General features: G+C 62.6%; 17 protein-coding genes. 10 read left to right on the forward strand and 7 right to left on the reverse strand.

All coding sequences use genetic code 11. The features are described 5' to 3' along the window. Position 1 precedes the first annotated feature (1 nt). Together pstA and J0F90_RS18010 are read right to left on the reverse strand one after the other, a co-directional pair. Complete coding sequence (gene pstA / locus J0F90_RS18005) at positions 2 to 1,651, reverse strand: phosphate ABC transporter permease PstA (protein ID WP_033639661.1); 1,650 nt, start codon at positions 1,649 to 1,651, stop codon at positions 2 to 4. Then, positions 1,648 to 3,819, reverse strand: a complete 2,172-nt coding sequence (locus J0F90_RS18010) for an ABC transporter permease subunit (RefSeq protein ID WP_033639660.1) — start codon at positions 3,817 to 3,819, stop codon at positions 1,648 to 1,650. The genes pstA and J0F90_RS18010 overlap by 4 nt, the downstream gene beginning before the upstream one ends. A 396-nt stretch (positions 3,820 to 4,215) precedes the next feature. Here J0F90_RS18010 and ppk1 point away from each other — a divergent pair, with 396 nt between their 5' ends. The 5 genes from ppk1 to J0F90_RS18035 all read left to right on the forward strand — a co-directional run bounded on the left by ppk1 (position 4,216) and on the right by J0F90_RS18035 (position 10,369). Then, a complete protein-coding gene (ppk1, locus tag J0F90_RS18015) occupies positions 4,216 to 6,279 on the forward strand; it encodes a polyphosphate kinase 1 (RefSeq protein WP_016926720.1) in 2,064 nt (687 codons plus the stop codon). A gap of 10 nt (positions 6,280 to 6,289) precedes the next feature. After that, positions 6,290 to 7,840, forward strand: a complete 1,551-nt coding sequence (gene ppx, locus J0F90_RS18020) for an exopolyphosphatase (protein ID WP_016926719.1) — start codon at positions 6,290 to 6,292, stop codon at positions 7,838 to 7,840. Between the two features lie 179 nt (positions 7,841 to 8,019). Beyond that, entirely contained in the window at positions 8,020 to 8,202 is a 183-nt protein-coding gene (locus tag J0F90_RS18025; protein ID WP_004941600.1) for a YfgG family protein, read from the forward strand. A 103-nt stretch (positions 8,203 to 8,305) separates the two neighbouring features. Next, complete coding sequence (mgtE, locus tag J0F90_RS18030; protein ID WP_016926718.1) at positions 8,306 to 9,739, forward strand: magnesium transporter; 1,434 nt, start codon at positions 8,306 to 8,308, stop codon at positions 9,737 to 9,739. 276 nt (positions 9,740 to 10,015) lie between these two features. Beyond that, positions 10,016 to 10,369: a DNA-binding protein gene (locus tag J0F90_RS18035; RefSeq protein ID WP_033639659.1), complete on the forward strand. Its 354-nt coding sequence runs from the start codon at positions 10,016 to 10,018 to the stop codon at positions 10,367 to 10,369. Positions 10,370 to 10,377: 8 nt separating this feature from the next. On the opposite strand, the gene alkA is transcribed toward J0F90_RS18035, so the two are convergent. From alkA to J0F90_RS18050, 3 genes are all read right to left on the reverse strand, one after another. Next, entirely contained in the window at positions 10,378 to 11,868 is a 1,491-nt protein-coding gene (alkA, locus tag J0F90_RS18040; RefSeq protein ID WP_033639658.1) for a DNA-3-methyladenine glycosylase 2, read from the reverse strand. 161 nt (positions 11,869 to 12,029) lie between these two features. Then, on the reverse strand, positions 12,030 to 12,869 hold the full coding sequence (locus J0F90_RS18045) for an oxidoreductase (protein ID WP_033639657.1): 840 nt from the start codon (positions 12,867 to 12,869) through the stop codon (positions 12,030 to 12,032). 147 nt (positions 12,870 to 13,016) lie between these two features. Beyond that, positions 13,017 to 14,027: an AraC family transcriptional regulator gene (locus tag J0F90_RS18050; RefSeq protein ID WP_033639656.1), complete on the reverse strand. Its 1,011-nt coding sequence runs from the start codon at positions 14,025 to 14,027 to the stop codon at positions 13,017 to 13,019. Between the two features lie 259 nt (positions 14,028 to 14,286). On the opposite strand from J0F90_RS18050, the gene yegD reads away from it, so the two are divergent. Both yegD and J0F90_RS18060 read left to right on the forward strand, forming a co-directional pair. Beyond that, positions 14,287 to 15,639 carry a molecular chaperone gene (yegD, locus tag J0F90_RS18055; RefSeq protein ID WP_033639655.1) on the forward strand — a complete coding sequence of 451 codons (1,353 nt, stop codon included), beginning with the start codon at positions 14,287 to 14,289 and terminating at the stop codon, positions 15,637 to 15,639. A 51-nt stretch (positions 15,640 to 15,690) separates the two neighbouring features. Continuing rightward, entirely contained in the window at positions 15,691 to 16,257 is a 567-nt protein-coding gene (locus tag J0F90_RS18060) for a GNAT family N-acetyltransferase (RefSeq protein ID WP_033639654.1), read from the forward strand. On the opposite strand, the gene J0F90_RS18065 is transcribed toward J0F90_RS18060, so the two are convergent. Together J0F90_RS18065 and J0F90_RS18070 are read right to left on the reverse strand one after the other, a co-directional pair. Next, entirely contained in the window at positions 16,254 to 16,871 is a 618-nt protein-coding gene (locus J0F90_RS18065) for a pyridoxamine 5'-phosphate oxidase family protein (RefSeq protein ID WP_016926711.1), read from the reverse strand. The two genes, J0F90_RS18060 and J0F90_RS18065, sit on opposite strands and share 4 nt — an antisense overlap. Positions 16,872 to 16,932: 61 nt before the next feature. Then, entirely contained in the window at positions 16,933 to 17,886 is a 954-nt protein-coding gene (locus J0F90_RS18070; protein WP_033632388.1) for an aldo/keto reductase, read from the reverse strand. 272 nt (positions 17,887 to 18,158) lie between these two features. Here J0F90_RS18070 and J0F90_RS18075 point away from each other — a divergent pair, with 272 nt between their 5' ends. The 3 genes from J0F90_RS18075 to mdtC are packed head-to-tail and all read left to right on the forward strand — an operon-like array spanning position 18,159 to position 25,608. Further along, positions 18,159 to 19,412 carry an MdtA/MuxA family multidrug efflux RND transporter periplasmic adaptor subunit gene (locus tag J0F90_RS18075; RefSeq protein WP_033639653.1) on the forward strand — a complete coding sequence of 418 codons (1,254 nt, stop codon included), beginning with the start codon at positions 18,159 to 18,161 and terminating at the stop codon, positions 19,410 to 19,412. Beyond that, positions 19,412 to 22,531: an MdtB/MuxB family multidrug efflux RND transporter permease subunit gene (locus J0F90_RS18080; protein WP_033639652.1), complete on the forward strand. Its 3,120-nt coding sequence runs from the start codon at positions 19,412 to 19,414 to the stop codon at positions 22,529 to 22,531. The genes J0F90_RS18075 and J0F90_RS18080 overlap by 1 nt, the downstream gene beginning before the upstream one ends. Continuing rightward, positions 22,528 to 25,608: a multidrug efflux RND transporter permease subunit MdtC gene (gene mdtC / locus J0F90_RS18085; protein WP_033639651.1), complete on the forward strand. Its 3,081-nt coding sequence runs from the start codon at positions 22,528 to 22,530 to the stop codon at positions 25,606 to 25,608. The genes J0F90_RS18080 and mdtC overlap by 4 nt, the downstream gene beginning before the upstream one ends.

Below are 25,608 nucleotides of genomic sequence, written 5' to 3' on the forward strand. Positions count from 1 at the left end.
GTTACTGCGACCATGCTCGGTACCGCTCCCTCAACGAATGGCGGATACCCATCGCCGCCAGATTCAAACTCACCACGATCGTCACCAGCAGGAAGGCGGTGGCGAACACCAGCGGCCGCGCCGCCTCTACGCTCGGGCTCTGGAATGCCATATCGTAGATCTGGAAGCTCAAATGCATGAACTTCCGCTCCAGGTGCAGATACGGGAAAATCTCGTCCACCGGCAGCACCGGCACCGATTTCACGACCCCCACCAACATCAACGGCGCAGTCTCCCCGGCGGCGCGCGCCACCGCCAGGATCAGGCCGGTCATCATCGCCGGCGCCGCCATCGGCAGCACGATGCGCCACAGCGTCTCGGCTCGGCTGGCGCCCAGCGCCATCGAGCCCTGCCGCAGCGAGGTGGGAATGCGCGACAGCCCTTCCTCGGTGGCGACGATCACCACTGGCAGCGTCAGCAGCGCCAGCGTCAGCGCCGCCCACAGCACGCCGGGCGTGCCGAAAGTCGGGTTGGGCAAGGATTCAGGATAGAACAGCTGATCGAGCGTGCCGCCGATCATATAAACGAAGAAGCCGAGGCCGAAGACGCCGTAGACGATCGAGGGCACGCCGGCCAGGTTGACCACCGCGATGCGGATCACCCGCGTCAGCAGATTGTTGCCGGCATACTCGTGCAGATATACCGCCGCGATCACGCCAAACGGCATCACCACGATCGACATCAGGATCACCATCAACACCGTGCCGAAAATGGCCGGGAACACCCCGCCTTCGGTATTCGCTTCGCGCGGGCTGTCGGTGAGGAACTTCTTCACCTGCTCGCCCCAGTGCGCCAGCTTCTCGGCGGTGTTCATGGCGTTCGGGTACCAGGCATCGCGCACCTGACTGAGCGGAATGGTCAACGTCTGCCCGTGCATGTCGCGCAGCAGCAGCGCGTCGCGCTGGCGATCGCGGTTCAGCCCCGCCAGACGTTCGGACAGCAGCTGATACTGCCGCTGCAGCTCCAGCCGTTCGGCCTTGATGGCGTCCTGCGCGCGGGCGTCCAGCTTATCGTCGCGCTGCAGGCGCTTTTCCCGCAGCCGCAGCGCGTCAAACTGCTGATTGATGCGCGCCATGTCGCGGAATTGAATGTCGTGCGCCTGGCGCGAGAGCGCGGCGATTTGCGGCAGCCGCTGCTGCAGCGCCTGCCCCAGATTGCGGCCGGTCAGCGGTTGCCCATCCTCCAGCAGCCCTGCCAGATAGCCGTAGGCGGTGCCGTGGCTATCACGCTCCAGCACCAGCAGGCTGCGCGGCGTGCTTTGGCTGCGGATGTCTCTGGCCAGCAGCGTGCGGAAATCCTGCCCCTCGCGCTCGCGGTTGCCGACCTTAATCAGATAGCGTTCGACGCTCTGCGCCTCGCCCGGCGGCGTGACGCCCGCCTCGGCCAGTTGGCGCCGGGAAATGCTTTGTTGCTGGTACAACTCACCGATCACCGTCACCGGCCCGGCGCCGTTCTGATTCAGTTCGAACTGATAAACCGGGCTCGGCCAGAAATAGCGCATCCCCTGCCCGGCCAGCAGCAACAGAATGCCGATCAGCGCCAGCAGGCTGACGGCCACCGAACCGGCGGTCAGCCATACCCACGGCGACCCGCTCTTCACCCAGCTCTTCATGGCGCCTCCTGATTCGGCGTGTAACGCTTGCGCAACCGCAGGCGCACCGCCTCCGCCAGCGTGTTGAACACGAAGGTGAAGACAAACAGCACCAGCGCAGTCAGGAACAGCACGCGGTAATGGCTGCTGCCAGAGACCGCCTCCGGCATTTCAATGGCGATGTTGGCCGCCAGCGCGCGCAGCCCCTGGAACAGGCTGCCGTCGATAATCGGCGTGTTGCCGGTGGCCATCAGCACGATCATGGTTTCCCCCACCGCGCGGCCAAAGCCGATCATCAGCGCGGAGAAAATGCCGGCGCTGGCGGATGGCAGCACCACCTTGATCACCGTCTGCCACTGGGTGGCGCCCAGCGCCAAAGAACCCTGGCTCAGGGTCGCCGGCACGCTGAACAGCGCGTCCTCCGCCAGCGAGAAGATGATCGGCACCAGCGCGAAGCCCATCGCCACGCCCACCACCAGCGCATTGCGCTGATCATAATTATCCCCCAGCCAGAAATGCAGCGGCTCACCGAACAACGCCACCTCCAGCCGCGGCCCCAGGCTGAGCGCCAGCCACACCGTCAACGCCAGCAGCGGCAACAGCAACAGCAGATCGACGCCCGGCCGGCAGCGCGGCATAAAGCGATGGGTCAACGCCCCGCACAGCAACACCGCCGCCGCCAACAGCAGCGGCAACGCCAGCACCGCCAACAGATACTGCTCGATGATCGGCGCCAGCCAAATGCCGGCCACCAGCCCGATCACCACCGTCGGCAGTGCGCCCATCACTTCGATAGCCGGTTTGATCACCCGCCGCAGCCCCGGCGTCATAAAGTAAGCGGTATAGATGGCGCCGGCCAAGGCCAGCGGGATGGCGAACAGCATCGCGTAAGCCGCCGCCTTAAAGGTGCCGAAGATCACCGGCATCAGGCTGAATTTGGGTTGGTAACTGTCTTCGCCGGAGGTGGACTGCCAGACATAGGCCGGCTGCGGGTAGTTCTCGTACCACACCTTGCCCCACAACGAACGCCAGGTGACGTCCGGATACGGGTTGTCGAGCGCATAGCGCTGCCAGCCCTGCGCGCTCTCCAACAGCAGGCCATCGCCGCGCGGCGCGAACGCCATCTGCCGCACCTCGGCGCCCAAACGGGTATTCAGCAGCGGCTGCGGTTGAATGGCGGAGAACAGCGAGAAGCCGCCATCGGGCCGCAGGGTAGCGAACACCCGGCGGTAAGGCTCAGCCACCGTCAGCTCCTGCCCGGCGGCGCCGTGGTCGAAATGCTGCACCGGAGTCAGGCGCCAGCGCCGATCTTTTTCCACCTCGAACCACTCGCGCAGATTGCCGTCGGCGCCCTTGATCAGCAGCGCGCTGCCGCCGGGCAGCGCCGTCATCTGATACGGCGCATGTTCGCCAAGGGTACGCGTTTCACGCAGCTGCACCTGTGCGCCGTCGATCTGATAACGCGCCAGCCGGTTGCCGGTCAGCAGATAAAGCTGGCGGCCATCCGGCGTCAGCACCAGCTGCTCCCCGTCGTGCTCCAGCGGCCGCTCGCTAAACTGTGGCGGCCGGTCGGGGCTGAAGCGGCCGAACACCAGCCGCCGATCGTCGGTCACTCCGGCCAGCAGATACTGCCCGCGATGCGCATCCGCCAGCGACAGCAGTTTCAGCGGCTTGCGCTGTGGATCCAGCGCCAATGGCTGCTGCCCGAGCGGGAACTGCCACTGCGGCCGGCCATTTTCCGCCGTGGCGAAATCCGCGCGCGCCACCACCAACCGGCCGTCAGCCTGCGCCAACGCAAACAAATCGCGCTCGCCGGCGGCCTGCGCGAGCAGCGTCGGTTTGGCCAACAGCGTCTGCTGCGCCAGCGGCGTCTGGGCCTGGCCGCTCGGCGCTGGCGTCAGGCGATAAAATTGCCCCGAGCCCTGCGCGTCGATGCGATAACCGACGCGCTGCTGCACGTCCATGCCCAGCGCCAGCGCCGGGGCCGATACCGTGAGCGGCAGCGGCTGCGCCTGGCCGAGCGAGGCCGGTTTGAACAACGGCAGCACCGCAAACAGCAGATAAACGAAGATCAGCATCAACGTCATCAGCACCATCAGCCCGCTGGCGGTCACTGCCGCCTGCACGCCGCGGTCGATGCGCCCGCGCATGCGATCTCGGGGATGTTGATTGGCCGTCGTCTGTATCATGTGTCTCGCTGTCGCTGATGTAATCGGGCTTGCGCCGTAAGATAACCGGGCATCTTATGTCAGTTTTATGACGTTTGCATGACAAAGTTACCCACCATAACCCAGGTTTTTTACACTGCAAAAAGACAATATGGCTTTGATATATTGCTGAAAAATGAACGTAAACACGCTTAATATCACCAAGGATAAGTCTGCTAATCGTCATTTCCTGCTGTTCATTTCGCCACCTGGCGCCCCACCTCTGAGAAAATTTATTGCCGCCGAAAAACGCCGCGCGCCAACGCAATGGATATGTTGGACTTTCCTGTCAATCTCTCGCAATAATGATGAAGGACACTAGAGCGGCATCCGGGCGCTGCGTCCCGGATCCTATTCTAAATTTGAACTGGAGTGGCAATGGGTCAGGAAAAGCTCTACATCGAAAAAGAACTAAGCTGGTTATCCTTTAATGAGCGCGTGTTGCAGGAAGCCGCAGATAAGAGCAATCCCCTGATTGAACGTATGCGTTTTCTGGGCATTTACTCCAACAACCTCGACGAGTTCTATAAAGTCCGCTTCGCCGATCTCAAACGGCGCATCCTGATCAGCGAAGAGCAAGGCTCCGCCGGTTCCTCACGCCATCTGCTGAAAAAGATCCAGGCCAAGGTGCTGAAAACCGATCAGGAGTTCGACGGTCTGTACAACGATCTGCTGCTGGAAATGGCGCGCAACCAGATCTTCCTGATCAACGAACGCCAGGTGTCCGAGAACCAGCAAATCTGGCTGCGGCAATATTTCAAACAGCACCTGCGCCAGCACATCACGCCGATCCTGATCAACCACGACACCAACCTGGTGCAGTTCCTGAAAGACGATTACACCTATCTGGCGGTGGAGATTATCCGCGGCGCGCGCACTGACTATGCGCTGCTGGAGATCCCGTCGGACAAGGTGCCGCGCTTCGTCAATCTGCCGCCGGAAGCGCCGCGCCGCCGCAAGCCGATGATCCTGCTCGACAACATCCTGCGCTACTGCCTGGACGATATCTTCAAGGGCTTCTTCGACTACGACGCGCTCAACGCCTATTCGATGAAGATGACCCGTGACGCCGAGTACGATCTGGTGACCGAAATGGAATCCAGCCTGCTGGAACTGATGTCCTCCAGCCTGAAACAGCGCCTCACCGCCGAACCGGTGCGCTTCGTTTATCAGCGCGACATGCCGAACGAAATGGTGGAGCTGCTGCGCGGCAAGCTGGGCATCTCCAACTACGATTCGGTGATCGCCGGCGGCCGCTACCACAACTTTAAAGATTTCATCAGCTTCCCGAACGTCGGCAAAGCCAACCTGGTCAACAAGCCGCTGCCGCGCCTGCGCCACATCTGGTTCGACGGTTTCCGCAACGGCTTCGACGCCATTCGCGAAAAAGACGTGCTGCTCTACTACCCGTACCACACCTTTGAGCACGTGCTGGAGCTGCTGCGCCAGGCGTCGTTCGATCCGAGCGTGCTGGCGATCAAAATCAACATCTACCGCGTGGCGAAAGACTCGCGCATCATCGAATCGATGATCCACGCCGCGCACAACGGCAAGAAAGTCACGGTGGTGGTCGAGCTGCAGGCGCGCTTCGACGAAGAGGCCAACATTCACTGGGCGAAGCGCCTGACCGAGGCCGGCGTACACGTGATCTTCTCCGCGCCGGGGCTGAAAATCCACGCCAAACTGTTCCTGATTTCGCGCCGTGAAGGCGATGAAATTGTGCGCTATGCTCATATCGGCACCGGCAACTTTAACGAAAAAACCGCGCGCATCTACACCGACTATTCGCTGTTGACCGCCGACTCGCGCATCACCAACGAGGTGCGCCGGGTGTTCAACTTTATCGAGAACCCCTACCGGCCGGTCACCTTCGACAACCTGATGGTGTCGCCGCAGAACTCGCGCCTGAAGTTGTATGAGCTGATTGACAACGAAATCGCCAACGCCCAGGCCGGGGAACAGGCCGGCATTATGTTGAAAATAAATAATCTGGTGGATAAAGGGCTGGTAGATCGGTTATATACCGCGTCCGGCGCCGGCGTGAAGATCCGTCTGCTGGTGCGGGGCATGTGTTCCCTGATTCCCAACCTGCCGGGGATCAGCGACAATATTCAGGTGATCAGCATCGTCGATCGCTTTTTGGAACACGATCGGGTTTACGTTTTCGACAACAAAGGTGACAAACGGGTGTATCTGTCCTCCGCCGACTGGATGACCCGCAACATAGATTACCGTATCGAAGTGGCGGTATCGCTGCTGGATCCGGCGCTGAAACAGCGCGTTCTGGACATTCTGGAGATCCTGTTCAGCGATACGGTCAAGGCCCGTTATGTGGATAAAGAACTGAGCAACCAGTACGTGCCGCGCGGCAACCGCCGCAAAGTGCGCGCCCAGGTGGCTATTTACGAGTATTTAAAAGCTCTGGAACAACCAGGACAGTAGGCCAGCAACTATGCCGCTAAAAAACACTGCAACGAACAAACCGCAGGAAATCGCCGCCATCGACCTCGGGTCGAACAGTTTCCACATGGTGATCGCCCGCGTCGTCAACGGCGCCTTACAGGTATTGGGCCGTTTAAAACAGCGGGTGCATCTCGCCGACGGATTGGACAGCAACAACGTACTCAGTGAAGAGGCGATAGAACGCGGCCTGGCCTGCCTGGCGCTGTTTGCCGAACGGCTGCAGGGCTTCCCGGCGGATAACGTCACCATCGTCGGGACCCACACCCTGCGTCAGGCGGTGAACGCTGAAGTGTTCCTCAAGCGCGCCGCCAAAGTGATCCCCTACCCGATCGAAATCATCGCCGGCCAGGAAGAGGCGCGTCTGATCTTCATGGGCGTGGAACACACCCAACCGGAGAAGGGCCGCAAGCTGGTGATCGACATCGGCGGCGGCTCCACCGAGCTGGTGATCGGCGAAGACTTCGAGCCGCTGCTGGCGGAAAGCCGCCGCATGGGCTGCGTCAGCTTCGCCCAGCTGTTCTTCCCGGGCGGCGAGATCAGCAAAAACAACTTCCGCCGCGCGCGGCTGGCGGCGGCGCAGAAGCTGGAAACGCTGGCCTGGCAGTACCGCATTCAGGGCTGGCAGTACGCGCTGGGCGCCTCGGGCACCATCAAGGCCGCCCACGAAGTGCTGGTGGCGATGGGCGAAAAAGACGGTCTCATCACCCTGGATCGTCTGGAAATGCTCGCCGAACAGGTGCTGCAGTTCAAAAGCTTCGGCTCGTTGAGCCTGCCGGGGCTGTCGGAGGATCGCCAATCGGTATTCGTGCCGGGGCTGGCTATCCTGTGCGGCGTATTCGACGCGCTGGCGATCCGCGATCTGCGCCTGTCCGACGGCGCGCTGCGCGAAGGCGTGCTGTATGAAATGGAAGGCCGCTTCCGCCACCAGGACATCCGCAGCCGCACCGCCAAAAGTCTGGCCGATCACTACAACATCGACCGCGAACAGGCCAAGCGGGTGCTGGAAACCACCGAGCTGCTCTACTCGCAGTGGATGGCGCAAAACACCAAGCTGGTGCATCCGCAGCTGGAGGCCCTGCTGAAATGGGCCGCCATGCTGCACGAGGTGGGGCTGAGCATCAACCACAGCGGCATGCACCGCCATTCGGCTTACATTCTGCAAAACTCCAACCTGCCCGGCTTCAACCAGGAACAGCAGCTGCTGCTGGCGGCGCTGGTGCGTTTCCACCGCAAAGCGATCAAGCTGGAAGAGCTGCCGCGCCTCAATCTGTTCAAGAAGAAACACTACCTGCCGCTGATCCAGCTGCTGCGTCTGAGCACCCTGCTCAACAACCAGCGGCAGTCGACCACCACGCCGGAAACGCTGCGCCTGACCACCGACGACAACCACTGGACGCTGCGCTTCCCGGCCGGCTACCTGGCGCAGAACAACCTGGTGCAGCTGGACTTCGAGCGCGAGCAGGCCTACTGGAACGACGTCGTCGGCTGGAAGCTGCTGATCGACGAAGAAGGCTCGCAAGACGAACAGCGCTCCGCCTGATCCCCGCCCCCTGCCAGCCAGGGGGTTTTTCTTTCCGCCCCGCCCCGTCAACCTAAACGAAACCCTAATACGCCGCGCCGCACGCCGGAAAAAAATGGACAACTTTTGTCATCAGCGCCTAAAATCCGGTTACAAATTCTCGAGCGAATAACACAGGATACCGGCATACCGGGTGATATATGCGCAAGAAAACCACCGGACAGATGACGAAGATAGTGTTGTTTATCAGCTTTATCATTTTAGTCGGCCGACTGCTGTACGCCGCCGTGGTGGCGGTGCCTCATCATCAGGAAAAAAAGCAGGCCGCTGCGCAAAACGCCGCCGAAGTCAGCGCCCCGCAACAGGACGCCTCCTCTGAATAACCGCCGCGCCCCGTCCGTTTCATAAAAATGACGCCGGCACTCGCTATGCTCTATCTTTTAATGAGCCTGCGTCAGGAAGGCCGAGCGCCCGTTAAGGAACACCATGTCAGCCGCAACCCATAACGTCAAAAAAGTCGCTGAACACCGCCAGCGCATTCTCACTCTGCTGTTGAACAATAAGGAATTGGTCGACGGCATTCTCGGCCGGCCAGGGGATGAACACGCCCTCAGCCAAAGCGAACTGCTGAACCAGACGGCGGAAATCACCGGCCTGCTGGACGACATGCACGCCGCCGACCTTGCGGACCTGCTGGAGGCGCTGCCGCAGGACGAACGTATGGCGCTGTGGCGGCTGGTGGGCAACAGCAAGCGCGGCCAGACGCTGGTGGAAGTCGCAGAACCGGTCTGGGACAGCCTGATCGAGGAAATGAGCGACAAAGACCTGCTCAAAGCGATCAAAACGCTGGACGTCGACGAACAGGCCTACCTGGCGCAATACCTGCCGCGCAACCTGATGGGCCGGTTGCTGACCTCGCTGGAGCCGGAACAGCGCGCCCAGGTGCGCGAGATGAGCCAGTACGCCAAAGACAGCGTCGGCTGGATGATGGATTTCGAACTGGTGACGGTGCGGCCGGACGTCACGCTCGGCGCGGTGCACCGCTTTTTGCGCATGCGCAAAACCATTCCCGACGCTACCGATAAACTGTTCGTCACCGACCGCAAAAACACCCTGCTGGGCGAACTGCCGCTGACCGCAGTGCTGCTGAACGACCCGGAGATCCCGGTGCGCGAGGTGATGGACAGCGATCCCGCCACCTTCCAGCCCGAAGACAAGGCCGATGAAGCGGCCGGCGCGTTCGAACGTTACGACCTGATCAGCGCCCCGGTGGTTGACGCCAAGGGCAAACTGATGGGCCGCCTGACCATCGAAGAGATCGTCGACGCCGTCAACGAAGAGAGCGACACCAACCTGCGCCGCATGGGCGGTTTGAGCCCGGAAGAAGACGTGTTCGCCCCGGTCAGCAAGGCGGTCAAGACCCGCTGGGCCTGGCTGGCGATCAACCTCTGTACCGCGTTCGTCGCCTCGCGCGTGATCGGCCTGTTCGAACACACCATTTCCCAGTTGGTGGCGCTGGCGGCGCTGATGCCGATCGTCGCCGGTATCGGCGGCAACACCGGCAACCAGACCATCACCATGATCGTGCGCGCGCTGGCGCTGCACCAGATCGAAGTCGGCAACATCTCGCGCCTGATGCTCAGGGAGCTGGGCGTCGCCATCATCAACGGCGTGGTATGGGGCGGCATCATGGGCGTGGTCACCTGGCTGCTTTACGGCGACGCGGCGATGGGCGGCGTAATGACGCTGGCGATGCTGCTCAACCTGCTGCTGGCGGCGCTGATGGGCGTGGTGATCCCGATGACCATGCTCAAACTGGGCCGCGATCCGGCGGTCGGCTCCAGCGTGCTCATCACCGCGCTGACCGATACCGGCGGCTTTTTCATCTTCCTCGGCCTCGCCACTCTGTTCCTGCTGTAATACGCCAAAAGCCGGCCCTGTGCCGGCCCTTTCCACCGGATGACATCGTTGAAAACGTGCCCTGATGATTCGCCAGAATAACAGAGCCCCCGCCGCCATTTGCCGCGTTCAAACCACGCCGTATTCCCTCATCCGTCACATTATGTTAACCAAGACAAGATTAGTGATATAAATAACACCTGAGGCTTAAACGATTAAGTAAGATGAAGCGCCCATGCGAGTATCAGCGTATCCGTTGATTTTCCTCGGCATGTGATGGCTCAGGGATAAGGGACTATGGAAAAGAAATGGTTTTCCGCCAGGGAACTGATGGGTAAGGCGGGCTTGCCTTCAACTCCGCAAGGGGTCAATTTGATGGCCCGGCGTGAAGGCTGGGTCAGCCGCCGCCGCAGCGGCGTACAGGGCAAAGCGCTGGAATACCATATCGATAGCCTGCCGTTCGGCGCGCGCAGCCTGTCGGCCTTGCGCGAGGCCGATCATCCGGACTACGACGTCAAACGTCAGGATCCGATACGGGTCTGGATCGAGTATTACTACCACCTGACGCCGGCCGAGCGGGAAAAGCTGCTGGCGTTCCTGATGCGCGAGGGCATGAGCCGCTTGCTGCAGCTGATCGACGCCCCTCGCTAGCTCTGCGTTCAACTCTCCCCTTCCGGTGCCCAGCCGTCGTTGTGCCACAGATGCAGCGTGGCGTAAGAACGCCACGGGCGCCAACGTTCGGCGTAGCGTTCTATCTGGCGCGGCGTCATGCCGGGAAAACGCTGTTTGATCAGATAATCGCCGGCCAGGAACACGTCCGGCCACGACCAGGCGCGCATCGCGATATAGCTGGCGGTCCAGCTGCCGATGCCCGGCAGCGCGGTCAGCGCCTTGATGCCCCGCTCGATATCCAGCACGTTGTCGAGCTGCAGCCGCCCTTCGCCCAGCGCGCGGGCGATCTCGATCAGCGCCGCCGCGCGCTTCAGCTGCACCCCGAGCGGGCGCAGTTCTTCGGGCTGCAGCCGCGCCACCCGTTCTGCGGTGGGGAAGACATGGGTGATGCCCTCATGCGGCGTCGCCAGGGCTTCCCCCCAGCGTTCGGCCATCCGCCCGGCGAAGGTCGCCGCCATTTTTACGCTGACCAACTGGCCCAGCACCGCCCGCGCCGCCTGCTCGAAACTGTTCACGCAGCCCGGCAGGCGCAGCCCCGGCGCATCGGCCGCCAGCGAGCCCAGCGCCTCATTGATGCGATCCGGCGCGGCGTCCAGATCAAACAGCAGGCGCACCCGGCGCAACACCTCCGTCGTCACCAGACTGAGCGCAGGCGCGATCTCGACCCGAACCCGATTGCGCGCCTCTTCCGGCTGCACGCTGACCCAACCGCAGTGTTCCGTGCCGCCCTGGCTGACGGCGATCGAGCGCAGGTAACGGCGTCCGTCGACCCGTTCCACGCCCTGCACGGCGCGCGCCTGCAAGAAATTCAGCATGCGCTCCCAGTCATAGGGCGGCCGATAGCCCAGGTGAAACACCAGCCCGCTGGCGGCGGCCCGTTCACCGCGCGCGCCGCCGCTGCGCAGCGCTGACGGGATCAGGCGGTAGCGCGCCTTGAACAGCTCGTTGAAACGCCGCAGGCTGCCGAAGCCGGCGGCGAACGCCACCTCGCTGAGCGGCAGATCGGTATCCGCCAGCAGGCGCTTGGCTTGCAGCAGCCGGTGCGACTGCGCGTAATCGATCGGCGAAGCGCCAAACTGTTCGGCGAAGATGCGCCGCAGATGGCGATCGGAAATGCCCAGCCGCGCCGCCAGCGCTTCGCAGCTGTGTTCGGACAGATATCCCTGCTCGATGAGCTGCACCGCCACCTGCGCATAACGGTTGCCCAGATCGATCAGCGCCAGACCGGGCGCCAGCTCCGGCCGGCATTTGAGGCAGGGGCGAAACCCCGCCAGTTCAGCCGCCGCCGCGCTCGGATAAAAGGTGCAATTTTCCCGCTTCGGCGTGCGGGCGCTGCACACCGGACGGCAATAGATACCGGTTGAAGAGACGCCGACGAAAAAGCGTCCGTCGAATTTGCGGTCACGCGCGCGCAGCGCGTCGTACAACGCTTGCTGTTGAGTATTCATGGCAACGCTCGGGGTCGGTTTTTTCGGCATTATGGGGCTCGGCTGGCGCGCTGACGTGCGGAATTCGGACATTAAGTTACGCGCCTTCCCGCCGTCCAGATTAGCGATTGTCTTTAATGATTATGCGTCTTAACAGCGTTCAGACGCACCATTTTTACCGCCACCGACATAAAGCCCCGCAGCCCGACGATTTATTGCCCCTGGCGCGGTACCCCCAATGCCCGACGCATCAGCCCATCGAAGGCGCGATCGGACAACAAGCGCCGCAGAAAAATCAACGGTTTCGCGCCAAACCCCACCGCATAGCGCGTTTTCGGACGATGGGCGGCGATGGCTTTGGCGATCGTATCGGCAATCACGCTCGGCGGCGATTGCCGTTTCTTGCTGGCGTCGCTGACCATGGCGTGGGCGACAGCATGAGCCTGAGCGGCGTACTCGCTCTGGCCGGAAACGCCGATCAGTTTTTCCGCGGCGATATCCGCCCATTCACTCTGGATGCCGCCGGGTTCGATCACCACGACGTCGATGCCGAAAGGTTGCACCTCCATGCGCAGACAGTCGCTGATGGCCTCCAAGGCGAATTTGGTGCCGTGATACCAACCGCCCAGCGGCGTATGTATTTTTCCGCCCATCGACGTAATATTGATGACGGTGCCGGAGCGCTGCGCTCGCATGTGCGGCAAAATCAGCTGCGTCAGCCGAACCGCACCGAACACATTCACATCAAATTGAGCGCGAGCCTCATCCGCAGAAACGTCTTCAATAGCGCCATAGGAGCCGTAACCGGCGTTATTGACCAGCACATCGATACGCCCCGTTTCGGCGATGATGGTCTTTACCGCCTGCGCCATGGAAGCATCGTCGGTGACGTCCAACGGCAAAACGCGAATGCCAGCGGCAACCAGAGCCTGCATGCGCTCAACCCGGCGGGCGGCCGCATAAACGGTGTGCCCGTGCTGCTTTAACGTGACGGCGGTGGCTTCACCAATACCGGACGAGGCGCCGGTCACCAGGATCACTTTGGACTTCATACTGACTGCTCCTTATTAGGATGATTGCGTTGGCGACTGCCTGCGCAGTCTGTATGTTGTCCACTTTAAGCGACGGGCCCTGCCGCAACCATGTCGAACCGCGCCAATCAACTCGCAGAATGCGCCAACGTGAACAGCGCCTCTCGGCTAATTCAGCCGCATCGCCTGGCGAGCCGCTTCCGGCGTTTGCCCTGTCCATTCGTGAAAGGCGCGGAAGAAAGAGTTCGGCTCTTCAAAACCGAGCAAAAAGGCAATCTCTCCGCTGGTAAGGGTCGAATGCTTAAGATAGTGGCGCGCCAATTTTTCCCGGGTGCCATTGCTCAGCGAACGAAAACTCTCGCCCTCATCTTCCAGACGCCGCTGCAGCGTCCGGCGGCTCATGCCCAATCTTGCCGCCACCGCATCGATGCCGGCGGTATTGCTGGGAATCAACTCCAGCAGCACCGCACAAACGCGCTCTCCGGTGGTTGCCGTGGCGCCCAGTTCACTGAGGCGACGACGCAGCTCGGGTTCGAAAACGCGCCACATGCCCTCATTCACTGTCAAAAAGGGACGCAAGGCATCTGCGGAGGAGAAAGTAATGCCCGGCCCTGCCCCAGGCGTTACCGCGCAGCCGAAGAAGGCTGCCAAGGGGCGCGAAAGGGCTGCAGGCGGCAGTTCAGGCAAGGTGATACGGCGCGCTTTTACCGGTTCGCGCGTGGCAAGCTGCGCCAGCCGAACATAAAATGCCAGCTCAGCCACCAGCAAAGACGCCGGTACTGCCTCCTCCGCCAACAGCCAGCGGGGTGAAATCGTCATTTCGCCTTCAGGGCCGATGGCGAGCTCCAGGCTCATCGGCGCCGTAAGTTGCTTGTATTTCGCTAACCGCTGGACAGCTTGCGCCAGATTGGCGCTGCACAGGGCGGCGAATATCGGAGGGTCAAACGATTCCGTTGACATCAGCGCAACGATTTTCAACGGAAACAACGGGTCGCCCGTTCCTTCCTCCATCGCGCGCCAGAAGCGGAAATATTCTTCCGTTGTGATCCCTTCCGCGGTGCGTGACAACAGATCTTCAGGCAATGCAGCCCGGCGTAAAACATCCGTCGGCTGGAGTCCCAGATCTTTCAGCAGGGTTCGCCAGCCGATATTCATGAGAAAGGTAGAGTTGCGCGTCATGGAATCCTCATCGCAGAGTCATAGGGAAAGGCATTCCCCGCTCGGAATACCTGTTGAGTATAAAGAAATGGCGTGCGTCTTGATGGGCGAAGCACGCCATTTTCATAGCCGACTGTGCCATTGCTGCGGCTTGAGCGTTATTCACACTGAGAAAGTTCGCGCACGCTAAATTTTTCGACACTCGCGCATTGGCGCATTGCCCGCCGGCCCCGTCTCGGGTAAAGTCGCCCCCCTTCATTGGCATGGGGACAAAAAAGAGATGTTTATTGGATTCGACTACGGGACAGCCAACTGTTCCGTTGCAGTGATGCGCGACCACGGCCCCGAGCTGTTGACGCTGGAAAACAACGCGCCCTATCTGCCTTCGATGCTGTGCGCGCCGACCCGCGAAGCGGTGAGCGAATGCCTGCACCGCCATTGGCAGATCCCGACCGGCAGCGAAGAAAACCAGCAGCTGCTGCGCCGGGCCATCAGTTACAACCGCGAAGAAGACATTCCGGTCAACGGCGACAGCGTGCTGTTCGGCCTGCAGGCGCTGGCGCACTACATGGAAGATCCGGAAGAGGTGTACTTCGTGCGCTCGCCGAAGTCCTTCCTCGGGGCCAATGGCCTGAAACCGCAGCAGATCGCGCTGTTCGAAGACCTGGTGTGCGCCATGATGTTCCACATCAAACGCCAGGCGGAAAACGTACTGCAGACCGGCATCGATCAGGCGGTGATCGGCCGGCCGATCAACTTCCAGGGCATCGGCGGCGACGAAGCCAACCGGCAGGCGCAGGGCATTTTGCAGCGCGCCGCCGAACGCGCCGGTTTCAAGGACATTGAATTCCAGTTCGAGCCGGTGGCGGCGGGGCTGGACTTCGAAGCGACGCTGAGCGAAGAGCAAACCGTGCTGGTGGTGGACATCGGCGGCGGCACCACCGACTGCTCGGTGCTGCTGATGGGGCCACAGTGGCGCGACCGCGCCGATCGCCAGCAGAGCCTGCTGGGCCACAGCGGCTGCCGGGTCGGCGGTAACGATCTGGACATCATGCTGGCCTTCAAACAGCTGATGCCGCTGTTCGGCCTGGGCGGCGAAACTGCGAAAGGCATCGCCCTGCCGGCGCTGCCTTACTGGAATGCGGTGGCGACCAACGACGTGCCGGCGCAAAACGATTTCTACAGCGCCGCCAACGGCCGCGTGCTGCGCGATCTGATCCTCGACGCGGCGGAGCCGGAAAAGGTCAAGCGCCTGCTGAAAGTGTACCAGCAGCGCCTGAGCTACCGATTGGTGCGGGCGGCCGAAGAGAGTAAGATCGCCCTGTCCGGCCAAACGGCCATTAGCGCGCCGCTCAATTTCGTGCAGGCCGATCTGGCGGAGAACATCAGCCAGGCTCAGCTCGCCGACGCCATCTCGCAGCCGTTGATGCGCATTCAGGAGCAGGTCAGCGCCGCGCTGGCCAGCAGCCAGACCGCGCCGCAGGTGATCTACCTGACCGGCGGCAGCGCGCGCTCACCCCTGCTGCGCGCCGCGCTGCAACAGCAGCTGCCAGGCATTCCGATCGTCGGCGGCAACGACTTCGGCTCGGTCACCGCCGGGCTGGCGCGCTGGGCGCAAACGCTGTTCCGTTGACAGCCCACGGGCGCGGCTCGCCGCGCCCTTGTTCATTGGAGGCTATGCATCATGTCGACCATCCTTACCCTCGACAGCGCCAGGCTGCGGCTGCGCCCCTGGCGTGATGACGATCTGCCGGCCTTTGCCGCGCTCAACGCCGATCCGCAGGTGATGCGCTATTTCCCGGCGCCGATGACGGCCGAGGGAAGCCGCGCGCAGGCCAAACGCATCCGCGCCTTCATGCAACAACACGGCTGGGGGCTGTGGGCGGTGGAAGTGAAAGGCGGCGCGCCCTTTATCGGTTTTGTCGGGCTGGCGCGGCCGGGCGACGACCTGCCTTGCGCCCCCTGCGTGGAGATTGGCTGGCGGCTGGCGGCGGCCCACTGGGGCAACGGCTACGCCGCAGAGGCGGCGCGCGCCGCGCTGGCGTGCGCCTTCGACACGCTGCACTTGCCGGAAGTGGTGTCCTTCACCGCCGAAGATAACCAGCCGTCGCGCCGGGTGATGACGCGCATCGGCATGCGCTTCGACGGCGAAACCTTCCTGCACCCGCGTCTGCCGGCGGGCCATCCGCTGCAACAGCACGTCTTGTACCGGCTGAACCGGCAAACGTGGCGCGAACGCCACGGCGATTAATACAGCGTATCCTTCAGCCGCTGCGGCAGCGCGCTGTCGTACTCCTCACCGTCGAAGCGCGTTTGGCTCACCGCGGCCAAAATATGGCCGGGGCTGGGCAGCGCCGAACGTTCGAGGCGGCTGCCCTCTTCCCACAATCCCGAACGCAAGATCGCCCGGCTGCACTGGAAGAACACCGCCTCCACCCGAATGCGCAGCACCGAACGCGGCAACTGGTTGCGGTGGGCGAAGCGCTGCAGCACCGCCGGCGCCACCACGATCTCCGCCCGCCCGTTAATCCGCAGCGTTTCGCCGATGCCGGGGATCAGCAACAGCAGCGCCACCCGGTTATCGTGCAGGATATTGCGCAGGCTATCGATGCGATTATTGCCGCGCCGGTCCGGCAGCAGCAGGGTTTTCTCGTCTTCGATCTGGATAAAACCGGCCGGATCGCCGCGCGGGGAGACATCCATGCCGTCCGGCCCGACGGTCGAGAGGGCGGCAAACGGCGCCGCCTCGATAAACGGACGGTACGCCGGGTGGATATAGCTGACTTCTTTAAAAACCGAGGGCGCGGCGGGTTTGCCGTAAAGCTGTTCCAGCGCCGCGAGGTCGTTGATGATATCGCCAGACATTGCAGTTTCCTGAATAAGTCATATTGACCCCTTCAGCATAGAGCAAAATCGCCGGCGACTCTTACTCAGCGCTGGCGTGGTTCAGCGTCTGAATGTCGTCCGCATCCAGCGTCAGGCGGGTGGCGCTGACCAACTCATCCAACTGCGGCAACGAGGTGGCGCTGACGATCGGCGCGGTGATGCTCGGGCGCGCAATCAGCCAGGCCAGCGAGACCTGCGCCGGGGAGCTGCCGTGTTTGCCCGCCACCTGATCCAGCGCCGCCAGAATGCGGAAACCGCGCGGGTTCAGGTAGCGTTCGACGATGCGATCGCCGCGCTGGCTTTTGCCCTCGTCCGCTTTGCTGCGGTATTTGCCGGTCAGAAAACCACTGGCCAGCGCGAAGAAATTGATCACCCCGAGCCCGTGGCGCTGCGCCACGCCTTCCAGCTCGGCTTCATACCCTTCGCGCGCATACAGATTGTACTCCGGCTGCAGGGTTTCGTAGCGCGCCAATCCGTTGTTCTCGCTCACCCGCAGCGCTTCTTCCAGGCGATCCGCCTGATAGTTGGAGGCGCCGATCGCCCGCACCTTGCCGGCTTTGATCAGCGCATCGAACGCCGCCAGCGTCTCTTCCAGCGGCGTATCGCGGTCATCGTCGTGCGACTGGTAGAGATCGATATAATCGGTTTGCAGACGGCGCAGCGAATCTTCCACCGCCTGCTGAATATAGCGCGGCGACAGCCCCTGTTTGCCTTCGCCCATCGGTTTGCCCACCTTGGTGGCGATGATCACCTGGTCGCGCTTGCCGCTCTTCTTCAGCCATTCGCCGATGACGGTTTCCGATTCGCCGCCCCGGTTGCCCGGCGCCCAGCTGGAATAGACATCGGCGGTATCGATAAAGTTGAGCTGATTGTCCACCAGCGCATCCAGCAGGCTGAACGAGGTCGCTTGATCCGCCGTCCAGCCGAACACGTTGCCGCCAAAGGTCAACGCCGGCACCTGAATGCCCGAACGGCCCAGTTGTTTCTTGCTCATCACAAAGGCTCCATGGGTTAAATGATTTGCCTGTTAATTATTAGCGCCAAATGCAGAAAATCGTTAAAACGTATTGGCTATAAGCCGGAATAAATCACTTATAAACATAGCACGCGCAAATCACCCACTTATTAAGACAATGCTGACGGTTCCTCCATATTTCCTTCATTTTTATGCCGTCTTCGCTGGCTAAACTAGTATCCTGTAAGGAGTGTCATTTTTGTGGCAATGAGTGCACGCGCCCCTGCCTTTTGGAGAGAATTTTCACCACCATGAATGCAAAACCCCAACGTCGTTCCCTGCTGCTGCGCCTGCTGGCTGCGGCGATTGCGATCATCGTCGCCGTTCTGGCCTGGCGCCATTTCAGCGCCGTTCAACCGACCGCCGGGACGACGCCGGGCGCGCACCAGGCCGCCGGTAAAACGGGAGCGGGCCGCGCGGCGGGCGGAAGACGCGGCGCGCCGATGTCGCCGGTGCAGGCGGCGACAGCCACGCAACAAACCGTGCCGCGCTATCTTTCCGGCTTGGGCACCGCCACCGCCGCCAATACCGTGACCGTCACCAGCCGGGTCGATGGCCAACTGATGGCGATCCACTTTACCGAAGGCCAGCAGGTCAAAGCCGGCGATCTGCTGGCGGAGATCGATCCCCGGCCGTTCCAGGTGCAGCTGACCCAGGCTCAGGGGCAGTTGGCAAAAGATCAGGCCACGCTGGCCAACGCCCGGCGCGATCTGGCGCGCTATCAGCAGTTGGTGAAAACCAATCTGGTTTCCCGTCAGGAGCTGGATACGCAGGCCTCGCTGGTGCAGCAGACCGAAGGCGCGATCAAGGCCGATCAGGGCGCGGTCGACAGCGCCAAACTGCAGATCACCTACAGCCGCATCACTGCGCCAATCGACGGCCGCGTCGGCCTGAAACTGGTCGACGTCGGCAACTATGTCACCAGCGGCAGCGCCACCGGTCTGGTGGTGATCACGCAGACGCACCCGATCGACGTAGTGTTCACGCTGCCTGAAGGCAACATCGCCGATCTGCTCAAGGCGCAAAAAGCCGGGCCGGTGAGCGTCGAAGCCTGGGATCGCACCAACCAGAACAAGCTGACGACCGGTTCGCTGCTGAGCCTGGACAACCAAATTGATACCGCCACCGGCACCATCAAGCTGAAAGCGCGTTTCGCCAACGAAGATGACGCGCTGTTCCCCAACCAGTTCGTCAACGCGCGGCTGCAGGTGGATACCCTGCACGACGCGGTGGTGATCCCGACCGCCGCGCTGCAGATGGGCAACGAGGGCAACTTCGTCTGGACGCTCGGCGAAGACAACAAGGTCAGCAAACATCGGGTCACCGCCGGCGTGCAGGACAGCCGGCAGGTGGTGATCAGCGCCGGCCTCAACGCCGGCGATCGGGTGGTGACCGACGGCATCGATCGCCTGACCGAAGGCATGCAGGTGGAAGTGCTCGCGCCGAGCGAAGCGCCGGCGGCGGCCAACGCCAAGCGCGAACCTGACGTTCAGAGGAAGTCCTGATGCAGGTGATGCCTCCCAACGCCGGCGGCGGTCCGTCCCGCCTGTTTATTCTGCGCCCGGTCGCCACCACTCTGCTGATGGTGGCGATATTGCTGGCGGGGATTATCGGCTATCGCGCGCTGCCGGTGTCCGCCCTGCCGGAGGTGGATTACCCCACCATCCAGGTGGTGACGCTATACCCCGGCGCCAGCCCGGACGTGGTGACCTCCGCCATTACCGCGCCGCTGGAACGCCAGTTCGGCCAGATGTCCGGCCTGAAGCAAATGGCGTCGCAAAGCGCCGGCGGCGCCTCGGTGGTGACGCTGCAGTTCCAGCTGGCGCTGCCGCTCGACGTCGCGGAGCAGGAAGTGCAGGCGGCGATCAACGCCGCCACCAACCTGCTGCCGAACGATCTGCCCTACCCGCCGATCTACAGCAAGGTTAACCCCGCCGATCCGCCGATCCTGACGCTGGCCGTGACCTCCACCGCCATGCCGATGACGCAGGTGGAAGACATGGTGGAAACCCGCGTGGCGCAAAAAATTTCTCAGGTGACCGGCGTCGGCCTGGTGACCCTGGCCGGCGGCCAACGCCCGGCGGTGCGCGTAAAATTGAACGCCGCGGCGGTCGCCGCCTATGGCCTGGACAGTGAAACCATCCGCGCCGCCATCAGCAACGCCAACGTCAACTCGGCGAAAGGCAGCCTTGACGGCCCGACCCGATCGGTCACCCTGTCCGCCAACGACCAAATGAAATCTGCCGATGACTATCGCCAGTTGATCGTCGCCTATCAGAACGGCGCGGCGATCCGCCTGCAGGATATCGCCACCATCGAACAAGGGGCGGAAAACACCCGGCTGGCGGCCTGGGCCAACCAGCAGCAGGCGATCGTGCTGAACATCCAACGCCAGCCCGGCGTCAACGTCATCACCACCGCCGACAGCATCCGCGAAATGCTGCCGACGCTGATTAAAAGCCTGCCCAAGTCGGTCGACGTCAAGGTGCTGACCGATCGCACCACCACCATCCGCGCCTCGGTCAGCGACGTGCAGTTCGAGCTGCTGCTGGCAGTCGCGCTGGTGGTGATGGTGATCTACGTGTTCCTGCGCAACGTGCCGGCGACCATTATCCCCAGCGTGGCGGTGCCACTGTCGCTGGTGGGCACCTTCGCCGCCATGTACTTCCTCGGCTTCTCCATCAACAACCTGACGCTGATGGCGCTGACCATCGCCACCGGCTTCGTGGTGGACGACGCCATCGTGGTGATCGAGAACATCTCGCGCTACATCGAGAAAGGGGAAAAACCGCTCGACGCCGCGCTGAAAGGGGCCGGCGAGATCGGCTTCACCATCATCTCGCTGACCTTCTCGCTGGTGGCGGTGCTGATCCCGCTGCTGTTCATGGGCGACATCGTCGGCCGCCTGTTCCGCGAGTTCGCCGTCACGCTGGCGGTGGCGATTTTGATCTCCGCCGTGGTGTCGCTGACGCTGACGCCGATGATGTGCGCGCGCATGCTCAGCCACGAATCGCTGCGCAAGCAGAACCGTTTTTCCGCCGCCTCCGAACGCTTTTTCGAGCGGGTGATCGCGCGATACGGCCAGTGGCTGAAAACGGTGCTTAACCATCCCTGGCTGACGCTCGGCGTGGCCGTGGGCACCCTGGCGCTGACGGTATTGCTGTATCTGCTGATCCCAAAAGGTTTCTTCCCGGTGCAGGACAACGGCATCATTCAGGGCACGCTGGAAGCGCCGCAGAGCGTCTCGTTCAGCAACATGGCCGAGCGCCAGCAGCAGGTCGCGGCGCAGATCCTCAAGGATCCGGCGGTGGAAAGCCTGACCTCGTTCGTCGGCGTCGACGGCAGCAACGCCACACTCAACAGCGGCCGGCTGCAGATCAACCTGAAGCCGCTGAGCGAACGCAGCGACCGCATTCCGGCGATCATCAGCCGCCTGCAGCAGCAAACGGCGCAGTTTCCCGGCGTGAAGCTGTACCTGCAACCGGTGCAGGATCTGACCATCGATACCCAGGTCAGCCGCACCCAGTACCAGTTCACCCTGCAGGCGATGTCGCTGGACGATCTCAGCCTGTGGGTGCCGCAGCTGATGGATGAGCTGAAACAAACCCCACAGCTGGCGGACGTCACCAGCGACTGGCAGGATCAGGGGCTGGTGGCCTACGTTAACGTCGATCGCGATTCGGCCTCCCGCCTCGGCGTCACCATGAGCGACGTGGACAATGCGCTGTACAACGCGTTCGGCCAGCGCCTGATCTCCACCATCTACACCCAGGCCAACCAATACCGCGTGGTGCTGGAGCACGACGTCAGCGCGACACCGGGGTTGGCGGCGCTCAATGAGATCCGTCTGAGCGGCAACGACGGCGCCGTGGTGCCGCTGAGCGCCATCGCCAAAATCGAAGAGCGCTTCGGCCCGCTGTCGGTCAACCATCTCGACCAGTTCCCGTCGGCCACCGTTTCGTTCAACGTCGCCGACGGCTACTCGCTCGGCGAGGCGGTGGATGCGGTCACCCTGGCGGAAAAAAATCTCAACATGCCAAGGGACATCACCACCCAATTCCAGGGGGCGACCCTGGCCTTCCAGGCGGCGCTCGGCAGCACGCTGTGGCTGATTTTGGCGGCGGTGGTGGCGATGTACATCGTGCTGGGCGTGCTGTATGAAAGCTTCATTCATCCGGTCACCATCCTCTCCACCCTGCCGACCGCCGGGGTCGGCGCGCTGCTCGCGCTGATGATGGCCGGCAGCGAGCTGGACGTGATCGCCATCATCGGCATCATCCTGCTGATCGGCATCGTGAAGAAGAACGCCATCATGATGATCGACTTCGCGCTGGCGGCGGAACGCGAGCAGGGCTTATCGCCGCGCGACGCCATCTATCAGGCCTGCCTGCTGCGTTTCCGGCCGATCCTGATGACCACGCTGGCGGCCCTGCTCGGCGCGCTGCCGCTGATGCTGAGCACCGGCGTCGGCGCGGAGCTGCGGCATCCGCTCGGCGTCTGTATGGTCGGCGGTTTGATCATGAGCCAGATCCTGACGCTGTTCACCACGCCGGTGATCTACCTGCTGTTTGACAAACTGGCGCGCAACACGCATCGCCAGCCGGATACGCAGGAGTTGCCGTGAGATTCTTCGCCCTGTTCATTCACCGGCCGGTGGCCACCACCCTGCTGACGCTGGCCATCGCCATCAGCGGCGCGATCGGCTTTCGCCTGCTGCCGGTGTCGCCACTGCCGCAGGTGGATTTTCCGGTGATTTCGATCAGCGCGTCGCTGCCGGGCGCCTCGCCGGAAACCATGGCGTCTTCGGTGGCGACGCCGCTGGAACGCGCGCTGGGCCGCATCGCCGGGGTTAACGAAATGACGTCGATGAGCTCGCTCGGCAGTACCCGAGTCATTTTGCAGTTCGATCTCGATCGCGACATCAACGGCGCCGCGCGCGACGTGCAGGCGGCGATTAACGCCGCGCAAAGCCTGCTGCCGACCGGCATGCCGAGCCGCCCCAGCTACCGCAAGGTCAACCCTTCCGACGCGCCGATCATGATCCTGACGCTGACCTCGGACACCTACAGCCAGGGGCAGCTTTACGATTTCGCCTCCACCCAGCTGGCGCAGAAGATCAGCCAGACCGAGGGCGTCGGCGACGTTTCCGTCGGCGGCAGCTCGCTGCCGGCGGTGCGGGTGGAGCTGAACCCTTCGGCGCTGTTCAATCAGGGCGTGTCGTTGGACACCGTACGGCAGGCCATCGCCAACGCCAACGTGCGCCGCCCTCAGGGCGCCGTGGAAAACCCGCAGCAGCGCTGGCAGATCCAGGCCAACGACGCGCTGAAAACCGCCGATGCTTATCGTCCGCTGATCATTCATTACAACAACGGCTCGGCGGTGCGTTTAGCCGACGTGGCCGAGGTCAAAGACTCGGTGCAAGACGTGCGCAACGCCGGGATGACCGACGCCAAACCGGCGATCATTCTGGCCATCAGCCGCGCGCCGGACGCCAACATCATCGAAACCGTCGATCGCATTCGCGCCGAGCTGCCCGCCCTGCAGGAGAATATCCCGGCCTCGATTCAACTCAACGTCGCGCAGGATCGTTCGCCGACCATCCGCGCGTCGCTGGCCGAGGTGGAACAGTCGCTGGCGATCGCCATCGGGCTGGTGATCCTGGTGGTGTTCATCTTCCTGCGCTCCGGGCGCGCCACGCTGATCCCGGCGGTCGCCGTACCGGTGTCGCTGATCGGCTCGTTCGCCGCCATGTATCTGTGCGGGTTCAGCCTCAACAACCTGTCGCTGATGGCGCTGACCATCGCCACCGGCTTTGTGGTGGACGACGCCATCGTAGTGCTGGAAAACATTTCCCGCCACGTCGAGGCCGGCATGAAACCGATCAACGCCGCGCTGCTGGGCGCGCGGGAGGTCGGTTTCACCGTGCTGTCGATGAGCGTTTCGCTGGTGGCGGTGTTTATCCCGCTGCTGCTGATGGAAGGCCTGCCCGGCCGGCTATTCCGCGAGTTCGCCGTCACCCTGTCGGTGTCGATCGGGCTGTCGCTGATCGTCTCGCTGACGCTCACGCCGATGATGTGCGCCTACCTGTTGCGCCACCAGCCGCCGCGTTCGCAGCGGCGGGCACGCGGCTTCGGCAAAATGCTGCTGGCGCTGCAGCAGGGCTACGGGCGCTCGCTGAACTGGGTGCTCGGCCACTCGCGCTGGGTGCTGGCGGTGTTCCTCGCCACCGTTGCGCTCAACGTCTGGCTGTATATCAGCATCCCGAAAACCTTCTTCCCGGAACAGGATACCGGGCGTCTGATGGGCTTTATTCAGGCCGACCAAAGCATTTCGTTCCAGGCAATGCGCGGCAAACTGGAAGACTTCATGAAAATCGTGCGCGAAGATCCGGACGTGGAAAACGTCACCGGTTTTACCGGCGGTTCGCGCACCAACAGCGGTTCGATGTTCATCTCACTGAAACCCCTGTCGGTACGCAGCGACGACGCGCAGAAAGTGATCGCCCGCCTGCGCGCCCGCCTGGCCAAAGAACCGGGCGCCAGCCTGTTTTTAATGGCGGTGCAGGATATCCGCGTCGGCGGCCGGCAGGCCAACGCCAGCTACCAATATACGTTGCTGGCGGACGATCTCGCCGCGCTGCGCGAATGGGAGCCGAAGATCCGCACCGCGCTGGCCGCATTGCCCGAGCTGGCGGACGTCAACTCGGATCAGCAGGATAAAGGCTCGGAGATGGATCTGGTCTACGATCGCGAAACCATGGCGCGCCTCGGCATTTCGGTGTCCGACGCCAACAACCTGTTGAACAACGCCTTCGGCCAGCGACAGATTTCGACCATCTACCAACCGCTCAACCAATACAAAGTCGTGATGGAAGTGGCGCCGCCCTACACCCAGGACGTGAGCTCGCTGGACAAAATGTTCATCATCAACAACGAAGGCAAAGCGATACCGCTCTCCTACTTCGCCAGTTGGCGGCCGGCCAACGCGCCGCTGTCGGTCAACCATCAGGGGCTGTCCGCCGCCTCGACCGTCTCCTTTAACCTGCCGGACGGCGGCAGCCTGTCGGACGCCACCGCGGCAATAGAGCGCACCATGACTCAGCTCGGCGTGCCGTCCACGGTGCGCGGCGCTTTCGCCGGCACCGCCCAGGTGTTCCAGGACACCCTGAAGTCGCAGTTGATCCTGATCCTGGCGGCGATCGCCACGGTGTATATCGTGCTCGGCGTGCTGTATGAGAGCTATATCCATCCTCTGACCATCCTTTCCACGCTGCCTTCCGCCGGCGTGGGGGCGCTGCTGGCGCTCGAGCTGTTCGGCGCGCCGTTCAGCCTGATCGCGCTGATCGGCATCATGCTGTTGATCGGCATCGTGAAGAAAAACGCCATCATGATGGTCGACTTCGCGCTCGAAGCGCAGCGCAACGGCGGCATCAGCGCCCGCGAGGCGATTTTCCAGGCCAGCCTGCTGCGTTTCCGGCCGATCATGATGACCACGCTGGCGGCGTTGTTCGGCGCGCTGCCGTTGGTGCTGACCAGCGGCGACGGCGCGGAGCTGCGCCAGCCGCTCGGCATCACCATCGCCGGCGGCCTGGTGATGAGCCAGCTGCTGACGCTGTACACCACCCCGGTGGTCTACCTTTACTTCGACCGGCTGCAGGCGAAGTTCCGCCGCAACAAGCAACTGGCTCCGCTGCCCCATTAA

It is taken from the genome of Serratia marcescens subsp. marcescens ATCC 13880 (assembly GCF_017299535.1).
Classification (GTDB): domain Bacteria; phylum Pseudomonadota; class Gammaproteobacteria; order Enterobacterales; family Enterobacteriaceae; genus Serratia; species Serratia marcescens.